The 15318-nt window shown below is 72.6% G+C and carries 16 protein-coding genes and 1 pseudogene; 9 read left to right on the forward strand and 8 right to left on the reverse strand.

Going from position 1 to position 15318, the window contains the following annotated elements; translation table 11 throughout:
• Positions 1-47: 47 nt before the first annotated feature.
• The 3 genes from meaB to AC3CH1_RS34670 are packed head-to-tail and all read right to left on the reverse strand — an operon-like array spanning position 48 to position 5185.
• Positions 48-1085 (reverse strand): methylmalonyl Co-A mutase-associated GTPase MeaB, encoded by a 1038-nt coding sequence (meaB, locus tag AC3CH1_RS34660; RefSeq protein ID WP_488466498.1) that lies wholly within the window; start codon positions 1083-1085, stop codon positions 48-50.
• A 12-nt stretch (positions 1086-1097) separates the two neighbouring features.
• Positions 1098-3323: a methylmalonyl-CoA mutase gene (gene scpA, locus AC3CH1_RS34665; protein WP_488466499.1), complete on the reverse strand. Its 2226-nt coding sequence runs from the start codon at positions 3321-3323 to the stop codon at positions 1098-1100.
• Positions 3323-5185 carry a methylmalonyl-CoA mutase family protein gene (locus tag AC3CH1_RS34670; protein ID WP_488466500.1) on the reverse strand — a complete coding sequence of 621 codons (1863 nt, stop codon included), beginning with the start codon at positions 5183-5185 and terminating at the stop codon, positions 3323-3325. The genes scpA and AC3CH1_RS34670 overlap by 1 nt, the downstream gene beginning before the upstream one ends.
• Before the next feature lie 265 nt (positions 5186-5450).
• Here AC3CH1_RS34670 and AC3CH1_RS34675 point away from each other — a divergent pair, with 265 nt between their 5' ends.
• Complete coding sequence (locus AC3CH1_RS34675; protein WP_488466501.1) at positions 5451-5975, forward strand: DUF6325 family protein; 525 nt, start codon at positions 5451-5453, stop codon at positions 5973-5975.
• A gap of 120 nt (positions 5976-6095) precedes the next feature.
• Entirely contained in the window at positions 6096-6893 is a 798-nt protein-coding gene (locus tag AC3CH1_RS34680; RefSeq protein WP_361869887.1) for a tyrosine-protein phosphatase, read from the forward strand.
• Positions 6894-7005: 112 nt separating this feature from the next.
• On the opposite strand, the gene AC3CH1_RS34685 is transcribed toward AC3CH1_RS34680, so the two are convergent.
• Both AC3CH1_RS34685 and AC3CH1_RS34690 read right to left on the reverse strand, forming a co-directional pair.
• Positions 7006-7536 (reverse strand): hypothetical protein, encoded by a 531-nt coding sequence (locus AC3CH1_RS34685; RefSeq protein ID WP_488466502.1) that lies wholly within the window; start codon positions 7534-7536, stop codon positions 7006-7008.
• Positions 7533-8111 (reverse strand): hypothetical protein, encoded by a 579-nt coding sequence (locus tag AC3CH1_RS34690; protein ID WP_488466503.1) that lies wholly within the window; start codon positions 8109-8111, stop codon positions 7533-7535. Before AC3CH1_RS34690 ends, AC3CH1_RS34685 begins: the two co-directional genes overlap by 4 nt.
• Before the next feature lie 218 nt (positions 8112-8329).
• On the opposite strand from AC3CH1_RS34690, the gene AC3CH1_RS34695 reads away from it, so the two are divergent.
• Positions 8330-8734, forward strand: coding sequence for a DnaJ family domain-containing protein (locus AC3CH1_RS34695; protein ID WP_488466504.1), 405 nt, complete (start codon positions 8330-8332; stop codon positions 8732-8734).
• Positions 8735-8765: 31 nt separating this feature from the next.
• Positions 8766-9263 carry a GNAT family N-acetyltransferase gene (locus tag AC3CH1_RS34700; protein ID WP_488466505.1) on the forward strand — a complete coding sequence of 166 codons (498 nt, stop codon included), beginning with the start codon at positions 8766-8768 and terminating at the stop codon, positions 9261-9263.
• A 79-nt stretch (positions 9264-9342) separates the two neighbouring features.
• On the opposite strand, the gene AC3CH1_RS34705 is transcribed toward AC3CH1_RS34700, so the two are convergent.
• Positions 9343-9723, reverse strand: coding sequence for a VOC family protein (locus tag AC3CH1_RS34705; protein ID WP_488466506.1), 381 nt, complete (start codon positions 9721-9723; stop codon positions 9343-9345).
• A gap of 204 nt (positions 9724-9927) precedes the next feature.
• Here AC3CH1_RS34705 and AC3CH1_RS34710 point away from each other — a divergent pair, with 204 nt between their 5' ends.
• Positions 9928-10482: a DUF6328 family protein gene (locus AC3CH1_RS34710; RefSeq protein ID WP_488466507.1), complete on the forward strand. Its 555-nt coding sequence runs from the start codon at positions 9928-9930 to the stop codon at positions 10480-10482.
• A 6-nt stretch (positions 10483-10488) separates the two neighbouring features.
• Here AC3CH1_RS34710 and AC3CH1_RS34715 read toward each other — a convergent pair whose 3' ends face one another.
• Together AC3CH1_RS34715 and AC3CH1_RS34720 are read right to left on the reverse strand one after the other, a co-directional pair.
• Positions 10489-11298 (reverse strand): VOC family protein, encoded by an 810-nt coding sequence (locus tag AC3CH1_RS34715; RefSeq protein ID WP_488466508.1) that lies wholly within the window; start codon positions 11296-11298, stop codon positions 10489-10491.
• A 215-nt stretch (positions 11299-11513) separates the two neighbouring features.
• On the reverse strand, positions 11514-11855 hold the full coding sequence (locus AC3CH1_RS34720) for a DUF6479 family protein (RefSeq protein WP_488466509.1): 342 nt from the start codon (positions 11853-11855) through the stop codon (positions 11514-11516).
• A gap of 230 nt (positions 11856-12085) precedes the next feature.
• On the opposite strand from AC3CH1_RS34720, the gene AC3CH1_RS34725 reads away from it, so the two are divergent.
• From AC3CH1_RS34725 to AC3CH1_RS34740, 4 genes and pseudogenes are all read left to right on the forward strand, one after another.
• A complete protein-coding gene (locus AC3CH1_RS34725) occupies positions 12086-12475 on the forward strand; it encodes a hypothetical protein (RefSeq protein ID WP_488466510.1) in 390 nt (129 codons plus the stop codon).
• A 61-nt stretch (positions 12476-12536) separates the two neighbouring features.
• The gene (locus AC3CH1_RS34730; RefSeq protein WP_488466511.1) at positions 12537-13106 is read left to right on the forward strand and encodes a 2Fe-2S iron-sulfur cluster-binding protein; all 570 of its coding nucleotides are present in this window, start codon (positions 12537-12539) and stop codon (positions 13104-13106) included.
• The gene (locus AC3CH1_RS34735) at positions 13103-14104 is read left to right on the forward strand and encodes an FAD binding domain-containing protein (RefSeq protein WP_488466512.1); all 1002 of its coding nucleotides are present in this window, start codon (positions 13103-13105) and stop codon (positions 14102-14104) included. The genes AC3CH1_RS34730 and AC3CH1_RS34735 overlap by 4 nt, the downstream gene beginning before the upstream one ends.
• Before the next feature lie 68 nt (positions 14105-14172).
• Positions 14173-15291 (forward strand): annotated as a pseudogene (locus tag AC3CH1_RS34740) (xanthine dehydrogenase family protein molybdopterin-binding subunit); the annotation flags it as partial.
• Between the last annotated feature and the right edge of the window lie 27 nt (positions 15292-15318).

Below are 15318 nucleotides of genomic sequence, written 5' to 3' on the forward strand. Positions count from 1 at the left end.
CGTCACGGTCGCGTCCCCACCCGCCCCGGCGGGCGACGGCGACGCCTTCAGCCGGACTCTCCCGCGCCGCCCTCGCGGTGCGCTCCTGTCTCACGGAACTCGCCCCCGCGGAACACCGCGAGGATCTCCTCGGCGGCCAGCGTCGCCGTCAACGCGCCCTCCCGGACCCGCTGTTCCAGCTCCGGCGCGAGCTTCCGCACCGCCGGGTGGCTGTGCAGACCGTCCAGCAGCGCGTCGCGGACCATCGTCCACGTCCAGTCCACCTGTTGGTCGCGGCGCTTGGCCGCCAGCCGGCCGCTCGTCTCCAGGAGGGTCCGGTGCTGCTCCAGCCGCTCCCACAGGGTGTCGAGACCGCTCGACTCACGGGCGCTGCACGTGAGCACCGGAGGTGTCCAGGCCGCGTCCACCGGATGCATCAGCCTCAGCGCGCCCGCCAGTTCGCGCGCGGCCGAGCGGGCGTCACGCTCGTGCGGGCCGTCGGCCTTGTTGACCGCGATGGCGTCCGCCAGCTCCAGGACGCCCTTCTTGATGCCCTGCAACTGGTCGCCGGTACGGGCCAGCGTCAACAGCAGGAAGGTGTCGACCATGTTGGCCACCGCCGTCTCCGACTGTCCGACGCCCACCGTCTCCACCAGCACCACGTCGTAACCCGCCGCCTCCATCACCACGATGGACTCCCGGGTCGCCTTGGCCACCCCGCCCAGCGTGCCCGCCGTGGGGGAGGGGCGGACGAAGGCGGCCGGATCCACCGCGAGGCGTTCCATCCGGGTCTTGTCGCCCATGATGGAGCCGCCCGTACGGCTGGAGGACGGGTCGACCGCCAGGACCGCCACCCGGTGCCCGAGCCCCGTGAGCATCGTGCCGAGCGCGTCGATGAACGTGGACTTGCCCACGCCCGGCACCCCGCTGATCCCGATCCGCCGGGCCGCCCCCGCGTGCGGCAGCAGCCGGCTCAGCAACTGCTGGGCCAGCACCCGGTGTTCGGCCCGTGTCGACTCGACGAGCGTGATGGCGCGCGCCACGAACGCCCGCTTACCGTCGAGGACTCCCCGCACATAACCGTCGATGTCGATCTTCGCAGCCATCCGGTCAGCGGCTCACAGCTCGTGGCCGAGCGCGGCGCCGAGCCGCGTGACCAGGTCGTGGGCCGCGTCCGGGATCACCGTCCCCGGCGGGAAGACGGAGGCGGCGCCCGCCTCGTGCAGCGCCTCGATGTCCTGCGGCGGAATCACCCCGCCCACCACGATCATGATGTCCTCACGGCCCTCGGCGGCCAGCTCCTCGCGCAGCGCGGGCACGAGCGTGAGGTGCCCGGCCGCCAGCGAGGAGACGCCCACGATGTGCACGTCGGCCTCGACGGCCTGCCGCGCCACCTCGCCCGGCGTCTGGAACAGCGGGCCGACGTCCACGTCGAAGCCCAGGTCGGCGAAGGCCGTGGCGATCACCTTCTGGCCCCGGTCGTGCCCGTCCTGCCCCATCTTGGCGACGAGGATGCGCGGACGGCGGCCCTCGGCCTCCTCGAAGGCCTCGACCAGTGCGCGGGTGCGGTCCACCGAAGGGGACTCTCCTGCCTCTTTGCGGTACACACCGGAGATCGTACGGATCTGCCCGGCGTGCCGTCCGTACACCTTCTCCAGCGCGTCCGAGATCTCCCCGACCGTGGCCATGGCCCGCGCCGCGTCGACCGCCAGCGCCAGCAGATTGCCCTCCAGGCCCGGGCCCGGGTCACGCTCGGCGGCAGTTGTCAGCGCGCGCAGCGCCTCCTGGCACGCCGCCTCGTCGCGCTCCTCGCGCAGTCGGCGCAGCTTCTCGATCTGCTGGGTGCGCACCGAGGAGTTGTCGACCTTGAGGACGTCGATCTTCTCGTCGGTCTCCACCCGGTACTTGTTCACCCCGATCACCGGCTGTCGCCCGGAGTCGATCCGCGCCTGCGTGCGCGCGGCGGCCTCCTCCACCCGGAGCTTGGGGATGCCCGAGTCGATGGCCTTCGCCATGCCGCCGGCCGCCTCGACCTCCTCGATGTGGCTCCAGGCCCGGTCCGCCAGGTCCCGCGTCAGCTTCTCCACGTACGCGCTGCCGCCCCACGGGTCGATGACCCGGCAGGTGCCGGACTCCTGCTGGAGCAGGAGCTGCGTGTTGCGGGCGATGCGGGCGGAGAAGTCGGTGGGCAGCGCCAACGCCTCGTCCAGCGCGTTGGTGTGCAGCGACTGGGTGTGCCCCTGCGTCGCGGCCATCGCCTCCACGCACGTACGCGTCACATTGTTGAACACGTCCTGCGCGGTCAGCGACCAGCCGGACGTCTGCGAATGGGTGCGCAGGGAGAGGGACTTGGGGTTCTTCGGGTCGAACTGCCGCACCAGACGCGCCCACAGGAGCCGGGCCGCCCGCAGCTTCGCGACCTCCATGAAGAAGTTCATGCCGATCGCCCAGAAGAACGACAGCCGCGGCGCGAACGCGTCGACGTCCAGCCCGGCCTCACGTCCGGCCCGCAGATACTCCACCCCGTCGGCCAGCGTGTACGCCAGCTCCAGATCGGCGGTCGCCCCGGCCTCCTGGATGTGATAGCCGGAGATCGAGATGGAGTTGTAGCGCGGCATCTTCCGTGAGGTGAACGCGAAGATGTCGGAGATGATCCGCATCGAGGGCGACGGCGGATAGATGTAGGTGTTGCGGACCATGAACTCCTTCAGAATGTCGTTCTGAATGGTCCCGGCCAGCTTCTCGGGCGGCACGCCCTGTTCCTCGGCGGCCACGATGTACAGCGCCAGCACGGGGAGCACCGCGCCGTTCATCGTCATCGACACCGACATCCGGTCCAGCGGAATGCCGTCGAACAACTGGCGCATGTCGTAGATCGAGTCGATCGCCACCCCGGCCATGCCGACGTCGCCGGTGACCCGCGGGTGGTCGCTGTCGTAGCCCCGGTGGGTGGGCAGATCGAAGGCGACCGACAGGCCCTTCTGGCCGGCCGCGAGGTTGCGCCGGTAGAAGGCGTTGGACTCCTCGGCGGTGGAGAAACCGGCGTACTGACGGATCGTCCAGGGCTGGTTGACGTACATCGTCGGGTAGGGCCCGCGCAGATACGGGGCGATGCCCGGATACGAGTGCAGCGCGTCCAGGCCCTCCAGGTCCTCACCGGTGTAGAGCGGCTTGACCGTGATGCCCTCGGGCGTCTCCCAGACCGGGGCCTCGGAACCGTCGGCGGCCTTCGTCACGGCCGCCCGCCACTCCTCGGCGGAACCGGCGGGCGGCGCGGCCGCCGTGAGCGGCACCTCGGAGAAGTCGGGAACGGAGGATTTCCGATCCGCGGGCGATGTCGGCATCACGCCACTCCCATGCGGTCGAGTACGGAGGTGAGAACGGCGACCGCGTCGCAGCCGGCGAAGACATGGGCGTCGACATCGGCGTACTCGCCGGGGCGCCCTGCGAGGAACACCCCTACCGCTCCCGCCGACTTCAGCGCACCGGCCACCTGCTCCGCCTGCTCGGCGTACAGCGCGTCCGACGAACACAGAACGGCGACCGTCGCCCCGGAGGCGCTCAGCGCGCCGGCGGCGGCGTCCGCGTCCACCGACACCGGATCGTGGACCGCCTCGATCCCGCCCGCCCCGAACAGGTTGACGGCGAAGGAGACCCGCGCGGTGTGCGCGGCGGTCGGGCCGAGCGCGGCGACGAACACCTTCGGGCGGCTCCCGGTCGCCGCGAGGTGGGCGTCGGAGCGGGCGCGCAGCGCCTCGAACGCCTCGTCGCGCCGGACCCGGGGCAACCCGCCCGGAGTGCACGCGTACGCGTCGGGCGCGGGCTCCCGCTCCACCGGGCGCTCGCCCGGCTGCGGGAACTCGCTCACCCCGGTGATCGGCTCCTTGCGGCGGGCCAGCTTCGCACTGCGCGCCGCCCAGGTGGCGGCGAGCCGCTCCGCGACCGTCCCGGAGCGCAGGGCGGCGGGGAGGCCGCCCGCCCGCTCGGTCTCCTGGAAGAACGCCCAGGCGGCCGAGGCGAGTTCGTCGGTCAGCCGCTCCACGTACCAGGAGCCGCCCGCCGGGTCGATGACCCGTGCCAGGTGCGACTCCTCCATGAGGATCGTCGAGGTGTTACGGGCGATCCGCCGCGCGAACGCGTCGGGCAGGCCCAGTGCGTGGTCGAACGGCAGCACGGTCACGGAGTCCGCGCCGCCCACCCCCGCGCCCAGCGTGGCCAGCGTGGTGCGCAGCATGTTCACCCACGGATCGCGGCGCGTCATCATCACCGGCGAGCTGACGGCGTGCTGCCGCTGGGATCCGGCGCCAGGGGCTCCGGAGGCCTCGGCGACCCGCGCCCACAGCCGGCGTGCCGCACGCAGCTTGGCGATGGTCAGGAACTGGTCGGCGGTGGCCGCGTAGCGGAACTCCAGCTGCCCGCAGGCCGCTTCCACGCTCATCCCGGCACCGGTCAGGGCCCGCAGGTACGCGACGCCGGCGGCCAGGGAGAGCCCCAGCTCCTCGCCGGCCGAACCGCCGGCCCCGTGGTAGGGGAGCGCGTCCACGGTGATGGCCCGGATTCCCGGGTACTCCGCGTCGCACACCCGCGCCCAGCGCACGGCGGAGGTGAGGTCCGCCCCGGCGCCCGTCCGGGCCTCGTGGCCGAGCGGGTCGGCCCCCAGCGTGCCGCGCGCCTCGCTCTTCGCGACGCCGCGTTCCCCGTACAGCCGCAGCAGCTCCGTCGCCGCGGCGTCCAGGTCGGTGGGGGCGTCTAGGGCGATGGGCGCGAGGTCGAGGTACACGCCTTCCAGCGCCCGGGCGAGCCCGTCGACGGGGACGCCCACCGGGCCGCCCACGGTGAGCCAGAGGGAGGTGACGCCGTTCTCCAGATCGCCGAGCACGGCCTCGTTGAGCCGGACGGGGTCGGTCAGGGTATGACGTTGGCGCACGCCCCAGCCGCCTGCCGCGTTCCCCTCGGCCCTGCCGCCCCGGGTGAAGGGGGCGAAGCCGGGAAAGCCGGTGTCCGGCGACTCGTCGTGCGCGGTGTAGAGGGGGCGGGTGGTGAGCCCGTCCTCCAGTGTGGTGGACAGCGCTTCCTCGGCGGCCGAGCCCGAGACTTCCTTGCCCGACTTGCGCAGTACGCCCTCTACGAGGCTCTGCCACTGGTCATGGGAGGGGTCGGGGAACGCGGCGGCCGGAGAGAGCCCGTCAGCAGGCTGGACCGTCATGCTCAGATGCTAGGCCAGTGCGCCGAATGAGGAGCAGGGGCACAGGCTGTGACCTTGCCCTCGCGGAGATGCACTTGATCCTTTACATACGGTCGCGTAACCGGGCGGGCGGACGGACGACGGCAACACGACGGTCATCGACATCGGGATGAATCGGGTTGAAGATGCATATTATGTGCGAAGTTTCCTGATTTTATGCCATCCCTGGAATGCCGTATCCACCCCGGCGCCCCTGTGGCCGCCGGGACACGGAGAGGACGCGACCGTGGCCGTCGGACCTGTGGAGTACCTCGTCATCGCCTTCCCCGGCAGTCGTTTCACCGGGGCGGTCGCCCCCGCGCTCGCCGACGCCGTGTCGTCCGGAGCCGTACGGGCGGGCGACCTGGCCTTCGTACGCAGGGTCGAGGGCGGCGCGCTGGCCCCGGTGGAACTGCGGGAGCTTGACCCCGAGGGAGTGGTTCCCGCCGATACGGCGGAGGGCGGGGCGGCGGTCCTGGGCGCGGAGGACGTCGAAAGGCTCGACCGGGGGGTGCCCGCGGGCGATGTGGTGGCGATCGTCGTCCGGGAGGACCTGTGGACCACGCCGCTCGCCCGTGCGGCCCGCGAGGCCGGGGGCGCGTTCGTCGCGCACGAGCGACTCGGCACCGGTGATTCCGCTGATTCCGGTGACCAGGAGGTCGCGGGGGACGACATCATCACCCGGCTGGAGCGGCTCGCCGAACTGTGGAGGCGGGACGTCCTCACCGACGCGGAGTTCGTGGAGCAGAAGACGAAGCTCCTGTCGGACTGATGTCGGGCCGACGCCCCGGGGGCCGCCCGGAGTTCTCCGGTGGCGCTTTCCTCGCTGCACACGACGTTGATCCTGATATGTGGAACTCCTGGAATTCATCGGGGAAAGAGGCAGTTCATCGTGCAGACCGCCCGGACCGTTCCGGCCGCCACCGTTGTCAATCTGCGCGACCTGGGCGGTATCGCCCTGGGCCGTGACCGCCGGGTGCGGCAGGGCGTCCTGTTCCGCTCGGGTCAGCTGAGCGAGCTCGACCCTGCGAGCGACCGGGCGGTGTCCGCGCTCGGCATCCGCACCGTCGTGGACCTGCGCACCGCCGACGAACGCCAGTGGGCCCCGGACCGGCTGCCGGACCGGGCCAGGCTCTTCGTCGCCGATGTGCTGGGCGACCACCCGGGTGTGGCGCCCGCCCGGCTGCGGTCCCTGCTCGCCGACCCGGTGGAGGCGGAGCGGACGCTGGGGGGCGGCAGGGCGGAGGAACTGTTCGCCGAGACCTACCGGAAGATGGTCCTCTCGCCGGGTGCCGCGGCCGCCTACCGGGCCTTTCTGGAGACGGCCGCCGACCCCGGGGCGCGCCCGGTGCTCTTCCACTGCACGGCGGGCAAGGACCGCACCGGCTGGGCGGCAGCCGTCCTGCTGATGCTCCTGGGGGCGGCCCGCGCGACGGTGCGGTCGGACTTCCTCGCGGTCAATCCCGCCGTACGTGCTGCCTACGCCCCGTACGTGGCGAAGTTCCTGGACGGTGGCGGTGACCCCGCCGTCGCCGCGGCGATCATCGAGGTCCGCCCCCGCTATCTGGATGTGGCGCTCGACGCCATGGACGAACGCTGGGGCGGCCTCGACGGTTACGTGCGCAACGGGCTGCGCGTACCCGACGCCGCACTGGAGCGGCTGCGCGACGGCCTGGTGATCCGGGGCTGAACCGGCCGCGGTGTGCCGCCGGCGCAAGGACGGGGGCGCGGAAAGGTGGCCGGTCCGGCCGGGAGCTCCCCGGCCGGACCGGCCACCTTTCGACGTGTTGAAGCGGTTCCGGCTACAGACGCACGAGGCGTTCCGTCAGGTCGCGGTAGTGCTGGAGGGCGATCCGCAGGTCCTCGGTCTCCGCCCCGGTGGCAGGGTCGCTCCCGTCCCGCCCCGCGCGCAGGCGCCGCCCGCGCTCCTCCAGGGCGGCCCCGAGGCTCGCGACGACCTCGTCGAAGGCGGCGTCGGCCTCCCGCACCGCCCGGTGCGGGTCCTCCACGAAGCCCGTCACCGCCTGCTGGATCCGGGCGGCGTACGCCTCCCGTTCCTCGGGGGCGAACAACGGCCTGCCGGGGTGGGGGCCGCCCTCGGCATGTCCCCCGGCGGCGTCCGGTCCGGCTTGGGGGACCGGGTGGCCCGGGGTTTCGGGGACCGTGGGGCCGGGGGCGGTACGGGGGTCCGCCCCGGTACCGCCGAGCGGCTCCTCGCCCGTGACCGTCCTCGGAGCCGTCACGGGCGTGACCGGACTCCTCACGGGCGTACCCGTGTCGATGGGGCCCGCGCCCTCGGGCAGACCCGTCTTGCCGTTCGGTGTCCGCGTCATGATGTATTGCGTCCCTTCACCAGATTGCTGTTGCCGTGTTCACGCCCCGACGGACCGTCCGCGAGCAGGACCTCGAAGAGCCCGCGGGCCTCGATCAGGGCCTCACGCATCTCCTCGGTGCTCACCTCCCCGCGACGAGCGGCGTGCACCCGGCGGTAGCCGTCGACGTGCGCGGCGTGGTGGACGGAGAGCGCGTCCGTACGGTCCTCGAAGTCGTCGCCGTCCGGGAAGCCGCGCTCGCGCGACAGATCGGCCAGCAGCGCGTCGGCTTCGGTGAGCGACCGCTCCGGGGATTCCACGAACAGCTCCTGGGCGCTCGCCCAGCGGGCGGCGTACCGTGCGCGCGCCTCCTCGGTCAGCGGGCGGTGTTCGAGGTGTCCGTGCCGACTCACCCGGTCGTCGAGCTCCTGCTCGGCCGCCGCGGTGTCCCCGCCGTGCCGCGCGACCACACGGTCGTACTCCGGCCCGAAGCGGCCACGCAGCCCCCTGCCGCCGACCGGACGTCCACGGAGAAGGAAGAAGGCGGCGATGGCCGCCACGGCGACCACGGCGATGATGATGATCGCTGTCGTCATGGCTACCGCCCCCGACGTTCATCGGCCGGTACGTAGCTCTGCTGTCGCACAGTGGTCAACCCCTTTCGGTCCGAGCCCGGCGGCGACCGCCGGACGAGGTGCAGGGGTTCGTGTACCCCCGGATCCCCGTTCGAGGCAGGGCCCTGTGCCGGGAGGGCTCCGCGCACGCTCTGTGTAGGGTGAAAGCGTCGGATCGGCGGAGGGTCGGAGGGCACGCGATGACGGAGCGCAAACCACCGGGAGTCAGTTTCGAGTCCTGGGTCGACCGGCAGATCCACGAGGCGGAGCAACGCGGCGACTTCTCCGCGCTCCCGGGCTTCGGGAAGCCGATCGCCGGCCTGGAACGCCCGTACGACGAGGCCTGGTGGATCAAGCAGAAGATGCAGCGGGAAGGCGTGTCGATGCTGCCGCCCGCGCTGGCCCTGCGCAAAGAGGCGGAGGACGTACCCCGCGCGGTGGCCGCGGCCCGCACCGAGGCCGAGGTGCGGCGCATCCTGACCGAGGTGAACGAGAAGATCGAGCGGGCGATCCGGATGCCTCCCGAGGGGCCGCCGCTGCGGCTGGTCCCCTTCGACGTGGACGGCACCGTCCGCCGCTGGCGCGAGGAACGCGACCCGGCCTGAAGCCGCCACCACGGTGCCGCATACTCGCCGTATGGAATCGGGCAGGGCAGGACGGCGGCGCGGACGCGCACCGCGGCGTGCCGACGTGACGGTCCGCCGGGCCTCGGCGGGCGACGCCGGCCGGCTGACCCGGCTCGTCCGCACCTCGGGAGCCTACGAGGGCCCGTACGCCCCGATGATCGAGGGCTACCGGGTCGGGCCGGACTACATCGAGGCGCACCGGGTCTTCGTCGCCGCGGAGGACGGTACGGGCCGGATCCTCGGCTTCTACGCGCTGCTCCTCGACCCGCCGGAACTGGACCTGATGTTCGTCGCCGACTCCGCCCAGGGGCTCGGCGTCGGCCGACAGCTCGCTGCCCATCTGCGCGAGGAGGCGCGGAGCGCCGGGCTCACGGGCCTCCGGATCGTCTCCCACCCGCCCGCCGAGGGCTTCTACCGGAGCATCGGCGCCGAGCCCGTCGGCACGGTGCGGGCCGACCCGCCGGCGGTCATGTGGGACCGCCCCGAACTCCTGCTCCACGTCGGCTGAGGCGCGTCCCGCCGGGAACGACCGGAGCCCGGCCGCAGTGCGCGGGCCGGGCTCCGGGACGTGGCGCTTCAGAAGCCGATCAGCCGCCGTACGGGCGGGTGATCAACTCCATGCCATGACCGCTCGGATCGGGGAAGTACACGCCCCGTCCGCCGTCGTTGCGGTTGATCTCGCCGGGAATCCTCTGATGGGGATCGGCGAAGAAATCGATCCCCTGCGCCTGGATCTTCGCGAACGCGCTGTCGAACTCCGCCTCCGAAATGAGGAAGGCGTAGTGCTGCGGGGTGATCGAAGCGGCGGGAACCGTCGCGAAATCCAGCGTGACGCTGTTCGCGAGAACGACCGGAACGAACGGACCCCACTCTTCTCCGACCGTCAGGCCCAGCAGGTCCGCCAGGAATGCGGCGGACTCGCGGTTGTCCCGGCAATGGACGATGGTGTGGTTCAACTCGACTGACACGGTGGAATGCCTCCAACGGGCATCTCACGGGCTACCTCCACGCCTCACCCGGCCGGTGACCGACGCGCGATGCCCTGCCGTGATCATAGGCGGGCCGCGCACACCGGTCCACGGGGTTGCGCCCGTGCTCTTGGGGAACCTGTGAGATCCGGCCATCGGCACGCCGCCGTCCCTGCCGGGCCCTCAAGGAGAAAGGGATCCCACGTGACATCCACCAGAGGCCGTCAGGAGACCCAGGAGGAGCGGGCGGACCGGCAGTGGTCCGAACTGCTCCAGGAGCTGCGTGTCGCCCAGACCGGGGTGCAGATCCTTTTCGGTTTCCTGCTCGCGGTGGTCTTCCAGTCGCGGTTCGAGGAGCTGGGCGACACCGACCGGAACATCTACGTCGTCACGGTGATGCTCGGCTCGGCGACCGCGGCGGCGCTCATCGGCCCCGTGTCGTACCACCGGCTCCTCACCGGCCGCCGGATGAAGCCCGAGACGGTCATCTGGGCCTCCCGGATGACCGTGCTCGGCCTGGTGCTGCTGTTCTGCACGATGTGTTCGGTGCTCCTGCTGATCCTGCGCGTCGCCCTGCACAACCAGCTGGCCCTGTGGCTCGTGGGAGCGATGGCCCTCTGGTTCGTCGCCTGCTGGTTCGTCTTCCCGATATGGGCCCTGGCCCGGGGGCGCTCCGGCCGACGGGGTCCCGAGGACGAGGACGAGGAGAAGGGCGGGGGCGAGGACGAGAGGTCCGACCGGGGGAGCGACACCACCTGAGGCGGGTCAGGCCGGGCTGCGCACGTCGGTCACCGCGAACAGCGCGCCGTCCGGATCCCGCAGGGTGACCTCGGTGCCCCCGAAGCCGGTGCGCTCCTCGACGAGGGCGCCGCCGTGCCGCTCGGCCGCGGAGACCGTCGCCGCGAGGTCCGCCACCGGGAACTGGACCTGCCAGTGCGGGCGCACCACCGGGTCGACGTCCGCCTCCACGGCCCCGGAGCTGATCCGGGCGAGCGGATGCCCCTCGCACCGCACGATGACCTCGTCGCCCTCGTAGGCGACGTCGCAGCACCCGGGCCGCCCGCTCGCCCAGTCGAGCACCTCGCCGTAGAAGATCGCCGCGTCGAAGGCGTTACGGGTCCGCAGCCGCAGCCATGCGTGCGCGTGGTCGGCCGGGGCCGGCGGCGAGGCCGAGTCCTCGGTGCGCTCCCAGAGGCCGAAGGACGCACCCTCCCGGTCCGACGCCAGCGCCCCGCGCCCCTTGCCGAGCGTCAGGGGTCCCACCGCCACGGTCCCGCTGCGTTCGCGGACCCGGGCGGCGGCCACGTCCGCGTCCTCCACCGCGAAGTACGGCGTCCAGGCCACCGCGACCTGGTACGCCGAGGAGACGGCGAAGACGCCGGCCACCGGCACCTCGCCGCGGTAGGCCACGGAGTAGTCCGCCCCGAGCCGCCCGGGGCGGAACGACCAGCCCAGGACCTGAGCGTAGAACCGCTCGGCGGTCTCCAGGTTCCGGGTCATGAGAGTGACCCAGCACGGTGCGGCCGGCCCCGTGAGGGGTGCTGCCGAGGCCGTACGGGGATCGCTTCCGGTCATGGTCCACTGCCTTCGTCGGGGAGCGGCGCCCTGCCCTGCCGCTGCGGTCCAGCAACCAGCCTCGACCGGCCCGCCCGGTCCCGCAACGCGGGCCCGGGTCACCGTCCGGCGCGCGGCGGGGTATTCGTGATGTCGAGAAGGACCTGGTCGCTCGCCCCGGCGCAGCAAAGGACAGCACGCCGAGAATGGCCGTGCTGTCCTCGCGGGTCGGGCCGTCAGCCGCGCGGCCGCTCCTCGTCGGGCGGCAGCGGACCGTTGCCGTGGTCCTTCAGCTCGTACGGGGACAGGGCGTGGCCGTCCGCGGGGAACCGGTCGGAGGAGTGCGGGTCGTGCTGGTCGATGTGGGTGCGCTGATCCGGCTTCTCCGGCTGCTCATGGGGCTGGGGTGGCGGCGGCTCGGCGTCGTGCTTGCGCTTGGTGAGGATGAAGCCGCCGATCAGCAGGGCGACGACGGCCAGCCCCACGATGGGCAGGACGACCCCGAGGGCCCCCGCGCTCGCCGCGAGCGGGACCTCGGCCGACGCCTCGACCGCATTGACTGTATTCAGAACGTCCATGTACTGCGCATACCCCGGGAGAAGGGCGGCAGTCAGCTATTCACAGCAATTCATGTTTTATGGGTATCTCAGGGGAAACGCGTTTCAAGACCGTGGGCCAGGACCGCCCTCCTGCCCGCTCTCCGGGAGCTCAAGCCCTCTTCCGGACGCTCCCCGTGTCGCCGTCGGCCGGATGCGGGGTCAGCCTGGAGTGGACCCGACGGCCGGCACCCCCAGTGGAAGGAATCACGGTGAACAGCACCCCCCAGCAGAGCGGCGAGGATCACCCGGCGGACCGGGAGGTGGTGGTCTCGCTCAGCCGCTGTGACACGCAGGACGCGCGGACCGTGTTCGACGTGCTCGCCACCGCCTTCGCGTCCGACCACCCGATGGGCGAGACCCCCACGTCGGCCTCGGGCCCCCGCCCGACCGTCTGGGTCACCACCGTGGACGTGTCCGAACCGAGGGCGGACGCCACTCCCGCCCGCCTCACCGAACCGGTCACGGTGGACGCCCAGGGCGGCTACTGGGCCGTCGACCGGCTGCGTACGCACCTCACCGGCGCCTTCGCGGTGAGCGTCGTCGGCACGGCGGCGGGCGACCAGGAGCAGGAGGTCAGGCTGCGGCTGGAGAGCCGCTGACGACCGGTAGGAGAACACGACCGGGGTGACCCAGCCCCGCGGCGAAGCGAAAGGCGCGCGCATGGATTCCCTCGCTCTGGGGGCCGACCTCGAACCGGAACCGGTCGTCGACGAACACTCCACCGTGACTCTGCACGTCAACGGTGACCCGACGACGCTGACCGTCGACCACCGCACCACGGTCCTGGAGACGCTGCGGGAGAGCCTCGGGCTCACCGGGGCCAAGAAGGGCTGCGACCACGGCCAGTGCGGGGCCTGCACGGTCCTCGTCGACGGGCGGCGGGTCAACAGCTGCCTGCTGCTCGCCGTCGCCCAGGACGGTGCCGCGATCACCACCGTGGAGGGGCTCGCCGACGGCGAGAGCCTGCATCCGGTGCAGCGGGCGTTCGTCGAGCGGGACGCCCTCCAGTGCGGCTTCTGCACCCCGGGCCAGATCTGCTCGGCCGTGGGCATGCTCCGCGAGGCCGCGGACGGCCACCCCTCGCACGTCACCGAACCGGACACCGCCACCGGACCGGCCGGACCCGTCGCACTCGACGCCGACGAGATCCGGGAACGGATGAGCGGCAACCTGTGCCGGTGCGGGGCCTACCCCCGGATCGTCGAAGCCATCGAGGACGTGATCGAGTGAAACCGTTCGGCTATGTGCGCCCCGCCTCCACCGACGAGGCCGTCCGGCTCTGCGCGGAAGGCACCGGCGCTCGCTTTCTCGGCGGCGGCACCAATCTGGTGGACCTGATGAAACTCGGCGTGGAGACGCCCCGGGTCCTCATCGACGTCGCCGGGCTGCCACTGGACCGGGTGGCCCGGACGGACGACGGCGGCCTGAGCATCGGCGCCACCGTGCGCAACAGCGACCTCGCCGCCCACCCCGACGTCACCGAGGGCTACCCCGTGCTGTCCCAGGCGCTGCTGGCCGGGGCCTCCGGCCAGCTCCGCAACTCCGCCACCACCGGCGGCAACCTGCTCCAGCGCACCCGCTGCCGCTACTTCCAGGACGTCGCCAAGCCCTGCAACAAACGGCTCCCCGGCTCCGGCTGCCCCGCACGCGAGGGCACCCACCGCGACCTCGCGATCCTCGGGCACTCGCCGGAGTGCGTGGCCACCAACCCGTCCGACATGGCCGTGGCCCTCGCCGCGCTCGACGCGACCGTGGTGCTCCTGGGGCCCGAGGGCCAACGGACCGTCCCCCTCACCGAGTTCCACCGCCTGCCGGGGGACAACCCCGACCAGGACACCGTGATCAGGCCCGGCGAGCTGATCACCGAGGTCGTGCTCCCGCCGCCGGCGCCCGGGGCGGCCTCCCGGTACCGCAAGGCCCGCGACCGCGCCAGCTTCGCCTTCGCGCTCGTCTCCGTCGCCGCCACGCTCCGGGTGGACGCCGGCCGCGTGGAACACGCCACGCTCGCGTTCGGAGGCGTCGCCCACCGGCCGTGGCGGGCCCACAGGGCCGAGGCCGAGCTGCGCGGGGCTCCGGCCACGCCCGCCGTGTTCCAGCACGCCCTGATCGCCGAACTGGCCGAGGCGCGGCCGCTGCGCGACAACGCGTTCAAGGTGGATCTGGCCCGCCGGCTCGCCCTCGACGTGCTCGGCGAACTCACCGCCCGGCAGCCCGCGCGGACCGGCTGAACCGCCCGGGGCCTCTGCCCACGCGCCCACCGCCCGCCCGCACCACCGACCCCCGAGGACCCACCGCCATGACCACGCAAGCCCCGCAGTTCCCCGGTGCGCCCGTCGTCCGCAGAGAGGCCCGGGACAAGGTCACCGGTACCGCCCGCTACGCGCTGGACCGCACGCCCGCCGGCTGCCTGTACGCCTGGACCGTCCCGGCCACCGTCGCGGCCGGGCGCGTCACCGCCGTGCGGGCCGTCGACGCCCTCGCCGTACCCGGCGTCCACTCCGTTCTCACCCACGACAACGCGCCCGAGCTCCAGGAGCCCGACGACCCGATCCTCGCCGTGCTCCAGAACGACCGGGTCCCGCACCACGGCTGGCCGATCGCCCTCGTGATCGCGGAGTCCCTGGAGGCCGCCCGGACAGGTGCCGGGGAACTCCTCGTCGAGTACGAACGCGATCCGCACGACGTCACCCTCACCGAGGACCACTCCGGCCTCTACACGCCCGACGAGGCCAACGGCGGTGAACCCGCCGTCCGGGTGCGCGGTGACGTGGAACGGGCCCTGGCAGCCTCGCCCGTCCAGGTCGACGCCACCTACCGGATGGTCGCGTTGCACAACCACCCCATGGAGCCGCACGCCGCCACCGCCGTGTGGGCCGACGGACACCTCACCGTCCACGACTCCAGCCAGGGCTCCACCAAGGTCCGCGAGAGCCTGGCCCAGGCGTTCGGCCTGGACCCCGACCGGATCACCGTGGTCTCCGAGCACGTCGGCGGCGGCTTCGGCTCGAAGGGCACCACCCGCCCGCAGGGGGTCCTGGCCGCGATGGCCGCCCGGCACACCGGACGTCCGGTCAAACTCGCCTTCCCCCGGTCCCAGCTCCCCGAGGTCGTCGGTCACCGGGCCCCCACGATCCAGCGGGTCCGGCTCGGCGCGGAGCTGGACGGGGTGCTCACCGCCGTCAGCCACGAGGTCGTCACCCAGACCTCCACCGTGAAGGAGTTCGTCGAGCAGGCCGCCGTGCCCGCCCGTGTCATGTACGCCTCGCCGCACAGCCGGACCGCGCACCGGGTGACCGCCCTCGACGTCCCCAGTCCCTCCTGGATGCGCGCCCCGGGGGAGGCCTCGGGGATGTACGCCCTGGAGTCCGCCATGGACGAGCTGGCCTCCGCCCTCGGCCTGGACCCCGTGGAGCTGCGGCTGCGCAACGAGCCGGAGACGGAA

Source organism: Streptomyces sp. MGP-P1 (genome assembly GCF_057766565.1).